Raw genomic sequence first — 5,147 nt, 5'->3', positions numbered from 1 at the left:
GCGCCTTGGCGTCAGACCGAGATAAGCGCCCGCGCTGGAAGATCGGTTGAAGCGTTCGGCGTCGTCGAATGCTGCAGTTACCGCCATCGCGGTGATCGGTCCGACTCCCGGCGCTGTCATCAAAAGACGTACCGTACCATGCTGTTTGGCTACCGCCCGGATTTTGCCATCGAGAGCGGCAATACGGGCTAGAATTTCACTCCGGGCGTGCATCAACGCTTCAAAGATAGGTATGAGCTCCGGTGCGACTGCCAGCTCGCCTGTGATGATCTCCGTCGCACGGCGTTTGAAGCCCCCCAACCCCGTTTTTCCGAACATCACGCCAAAAACGTTTTTCAGCAACCCTCTGATCTCATTTTCAAGCTTCACACGCATGCCAACCAGCGTATCGCGCGCTGTCAGCATCGCCCGGTTAACATAGGCCTCATGACTCTTTATCCGGGCAGCCTTGAACCAACCTGTGCGGACAATCTGAGCCAAGCCGCGAGCATCATGTCTGTCGGTTTTATTTGGCATCATTTTGAGGACCGCATTAGCGTGACGCGCATCCAGGCAAATGATCGGGACACGCCGCTTCGTCAGCGCGTTCCAGAGCCAGACGGCAAGGGGACCTGTCTCCATTCCCACCCGTTCGACATCCGCGGCGCGCTTCGCTAGCCAGTCGGCTATCGCGTCAGGGCAGGTCGGCACCTTCGCCTCCGCGAGAATCTCACCTTCCGCCCCAACCAGGCAAATCGCCGTCTCCTCCTGTGACACATCCAGTGCTGCAAAAACTCCCATAACGTCCTCCACGTTCGACTCCGGCCGAGCGCCGAAGCGGCAATGACATCCTACCGCAACAAAGCGGAGGTCGAGTGTGGCGATTACGTTAAGTGGTGTAGGTTCGCTGGGATAGCCACAGCGACCTCCGGCTAAGCCGGATTGATCATGCTGCCATGGCAGGCAACGTGATGATRGGATTATCGCTTAAACCTGAGACGCTCTCAAGTGTCATGTAGCGGCAGCGTTGGACGGCCCATTCGTCGTTCTGTTCCAGAAGGATAGCGCCGACGAGACGGGTAATCGCCTCTTCGTTGGGGAAGATGYCGRCAACATCAGTACGCCGCTTGATCTCGCCATTGAGCCGCTCGATCGGATTGTTGCTGTGCAACTTSGTGCGGTGYTGGGCAGGGAAGGTCATATAAGCCAGCACATCCTCCTCGGCGCTGTCCATCAGTGCGGCGAGTTTCGGCACGGTGGGGCGCAGTTGATCGGCGACGCTACGCCATTGGGCCTTTGCAGCCTCTGGCGTTTCCTGAGCGAAGGCGGTGGCGATGAACGCCGACACGACCCTGCGCCCACTCTTGCCAGCATGCGCCAGCGCATTGCGCATAAAATGAACCCGGCATCGTTGCCAGGTGGCGCTGAACACTTTGGCGACGGAAGCTTTTATGCCTTCATGGGAATCGGAGACACCAGCTTCACGCCGCGCAGACCGCGACGGGCAAGGCTGCGTAGAAARTCGGTCCAGAAGACCTCAGCTTCGGAATGACCGATCGCCATGCCGAGCACTTCGCGCCGGCCATCGCTGTTAACGCCAACGGCAATGATGACCGCGACAGAGACAATGCGACCGGCTCGCCGCACTTTGATGTAGGTCGCGTCCATCCAGAGATAGGGCCAGTCGCCTTCGATCGGACGATCGAGAAAGGCCTTCACCCGCTCGTCGATCTCCACGCACAGTCGGCTGACCTGGCTCTTTTGAGATCCCACTCATGCCCATGGCTTTGACCAGATCGTCCACAGAGCGGGTCGAGATCCCCCCTGGATATAAGCTTCCTGGATGACGGCCGTCAGTGCCTTCTCTGCCATACGGCGGGGSCTCCAGAAACCCTGGAAAAATATGTTCCCTTGCGCAGCTGGGGGATCCGCAGCTCGACCGTCCCTGCTCGCGTCTCCCCAGTCCCCGATCCCCGATAGCCGTTGCGCTGCGCGAGGCGCTCAGGATCTTTCTCACCATAGGCAGCGCCGGTCGCACCGCCCACTTCCAGTTCCATCAGCCGCTGCGCGGCAAAGCCGATCATGTCGCGTAGAAAATCGCCGTCGGCTGTCTTCCCAACCAGAGCGTGCAGGTCCATCTTGTCATTGGTCATCGGAGGTCTCCGTAAGTTGAGCTTCGCAACCCAAACTTATCCGAAGTTCGCCGGTGACCACCCGCGAAACTGACCGGCCGCTACAGCGCTTTATCGATGAGCGCGCGTCCGGTCAGCTTCGCTACCCTCAAAACCTACACCACGCGCCGGGACACGACCTATTCTCGTTGCACGTTCGTTTGTGGGATAAATTCGAAGATAGTTTTTTACTTGCGTAATCTGCTTCGGATGGTTGACGGCATCGGTAGCACGCTTCAAGCAACGGCCCATGATTACGCCCCCTGGCCCTAACTCAAATCGTTTCATGTCTCAGCGCCTGAGGCTCAACTATGTGGATTGGGGCAACAGCGACGCGCCACCTTTGATTTTGCAGCACGGTGGGCGTGATCACTGCCGGAGCTGGGACTGGGTGGCGGAGGAATTGCGGCACGATTGGCATGTAATCTGTCCCGACCTGCGCGGCCATGGGGACAGCGAGTGGTCGCCCGAGGGCTACTACGGGATGGACGCTTTCGTCTACGATTTCGCTCAACTCGTGCACACGTTGGGGCATGATCAGGTCACAATCATTGCTCATTCACTCGGCGGTGCAATCACTACCCGATTCTCCGGTCTGTACCCAGACAAGGTGGCCAAGTTCATCAACATTGAAGGGTTGGGTCCCTCACTTGATGTGCGTTGGGTGCAGGATAAGGCCGCCCCCTTGCCACAGTTTCACAAATGGATCGAAGACAAGCGCAATGCTTCCGCTCGTGTTCCCCGCAAATACGCATCGCTGCGCGATGCATACGAACGGATGAAGAACGAGAACGGCTTCCTGACAGATGAGCAGGCGCGCCATCTTACCGTCCATGGCGCATCACGCAACGAGGACGGAAGCTGGAGCTGGAAGTTCGATAACTACCTTAACGTCTGGCCCGTGGTTGACCTGGACGCCGAAGCAGTGGCTGCACTTTGGGAAGGTATCAAATGTCCAGTGCTCCTCCTGTGGGGCAAGGACAGTTTTTTCAGCAGCCCCGCTAAGGATGGCCGGATCGAACATTTCCAAGATGCTAGGTTGATCCAGTACGAAAACGCGGGCCATTGGCTTCATCACGATCAGTTTGATCGCTTCATGTCAGACGTACGAAGCTTTCTAACCTGACCGTTCACCGCCTCCAAGCGACCGTCGAGCCTAGCTGACGGTACTACCGATCCCGGCCATTCCGGAACATGATCGTTTTTGGGAAAGCGAGCACGTTGGCGGAACGTACGGGAAGCCCCGCTCCCGCCACTACATGCGCGACAAACAGGCCAATTCCGACGCCCGCCATGTGATTGGCGTCAGGCGGGTTGTCCCGCATCACCACAATGTCCTCAAAAACACGCCTTATCGCAGCCAAGATCTTCGGCATGATATTCATGCTATGACGATCATTCGACACGCGATCTTTCCTGAAGACACAGCGGCGGTGCTGAGCATTTGGCGTGAGTTTATCGCCAATTCCCCGGTGAATCTCGATTATCAAAACAACGATGCCGAATTCGCCAACCTGCCGGGGAAGTATGCGCCACCGAACGGATGCGTTCTGCTCGCGGATCGGGAAGGCGAATTTGAGGCTGCGTTGCGATGCGCCAAGTCATACCATCGGTCCGTGATGCTGACTCACGTGGGGGATTCGCAAAGCGGCGAAACTATGAATCTATGTCTTCGGGTTGGAGGGCATTGTCATGGGTGCAGCGATTGGATTGCGAGACGACTTTGATGCAGCGGGCTTGAGGCGACTGGCGCGGACGACAAAGAGCGCGAACCAGGGACGCCGACTGCTAGCTTTGGCGGAAATCTATGATGGCGCGAACCGCAGCGATGCCGCGCGCATCGGCGGAGTAACCCTGCAGATCGTGCGGGATTGGGTGGTGCGGTTCAACGCCCGAGGTCCAGCGGSTCTCCTTGACGGCAAGGCCCCAGGCAAGCCGCCCTTGCTGAATGATACCCAGCGCCAAGCGCTCGCGGAGGTCGTTGAAAGTGGACCGATACCAGCGATCCATGGAGTTGTGCGTTGGCGGCTGATCGACCTGGCGCGGTGGCTTCATGACGAATTTTGGGGGTGTCTCTGACGGAAACGACCGTAGGGGCGAGAGTTTGAAAAAAGCTGGGGCTATGTGAAAATTGACGGCACGCCCCACGTCACCCATGCCCCAGAACGAATATGCGATGGAGGACTTTCAAAAAAGGGGGGCTTTGCAGCCGAGCTGGCAAAGATCAAAGCCGCTCTCCCGCGCGACACGCCCCATAGAGGTATGGTTCCAGGACGAGGCCCGTATCGGCCAGAAAAAACGAAGATCACCCGCCCGCCTGGGGCCAGGCGCGGCCACCCGGCCTTCAGCGCCCAAGGATCAGAGGACCAAATCAGCCTACATCTTCGGCGCTATCTGCCCTGAGCTTGGTRRGCGCTGGCTTGGTCCTGCCCTTCTGTAATACCCCAGACCATGTCGCTGCACCTGGCGGAGATATCGCTCGCTATCGAACCAGGTGCCCACGGCGTGCTGCTGATGGATCAGGCCGGATGGCACATGACCGGGGAAGCTGGAAGTACCCCGATAATATCAGCATCGTTCCGCTGCCGCCAAAAATGTCCTGAACTCAACCCGGTCGAAAAATATCTGGCAGTTCATGCGCGATAACTGGCTATCCAACCGCATCTTCACGTCCCACGACAACATCGTCGACCTTTGCTGCGAAGCCTGGAACAGGCTGATCGATCAGCCCTGGCGCATCATGACAATTGGACGCCGCAAATGGGCACGTGGGTCGTGATCAATGCAGGTTGGTATTAGTTCCTGCGCCCAAGCAACGCCACACGATGGAGGTGAAGGCAGCGATCCAACAGACTAGTAGCCCCGAGCGCCATAAGGGCAAGCCCGGCATCTCCAACAACAGCTTGTTTCCCAAAAAAAAAAAAACGCCATTAAACCATAAGAGCCCGGCGGCCACGGGTCCATTCGCGCGTCACCTCACCCTCTTGCATAAGGCGG

Annotated in this window: 3 protein-coding genes and 2 pseudogenes; 3 read left to right on the top strand and 2 right to left on the bottom strand. The window is 58.0% G+C overall.

The genetic code is table 11. From position 1 onward, the window contains the following. Nucleotides 1-792, bottom strand: a 792-nt coding sequence (locus BF95_RS24360) for an IS110 family transposase (RefSeq protein WP_235209986.1), incomplete at its 3' end; no start/stop codon positions are given. Between the two features lie 133 nt (nt 793-925). Next, nucleotides 926-2,132 (bottom strand): annotated as a pseudogene (locus BF95_RS24355) (IS256 family transposase). A gap of 304 nt (nt 2,133-2,436) precedes the next feature. On the opposite strand from BF95_RS24355, the gene BF95_RS24350 reads away from it, so the two are divergent. From BF95_RS24350 to BF95_RS26950, 3 genes and pseudogenes are all read left to right on the top strand, one after another. Next, the gene (locus tag BF95_RS24350) at nt 2,437-3,276 is read left to right on the top strand and encodes an alpha/beta fold hydrolase (protein WP_235209985.1); all 840 of its coding nucleotides are present in this window, start codon (nt 2,437-2,439) and stop codon (nt 3,274-3,276) included. A gap of 133 nt (nt 3,277-3,409) precedes the next feature. Beyond that, nucleotides 3,410-3,877, top strand: coding sequence for a hypothetical protein (locus tag BF95_RS28515; RefSeq protein WP_200867061.1), 468 nt, complete (start codon nt 3,410-3,412; stop codon nt 3,875-3,877). Further along, nucleotides 3,843-4,929, top strand: a pseudogene (locus tag BF95_RS26950) (IS630 family transposase). The gene BF95_RS28515 and the pseudogene BF95_RS26950 overlap by 35 nt, the downstream one beginning before the upstream one ends. Nucleotides 4,930-5,147 lie beyond the last annotated feature (218 nt).

It is taken from the genome of Sphingobium sp. Ant17 (assembly GCF_000588875.1).
Taxonomy (GTDB): domain Bacteria; phylum Pseudomonadota; class Alphaproteobacteria; order Sphingomonadales; family Sphingomonadaceae; genus Sphingobium.
Note: the sequence above shows the minus strand (reverse complement) of the source record. Positions and strands in the feature narration are given on the sequence as shown.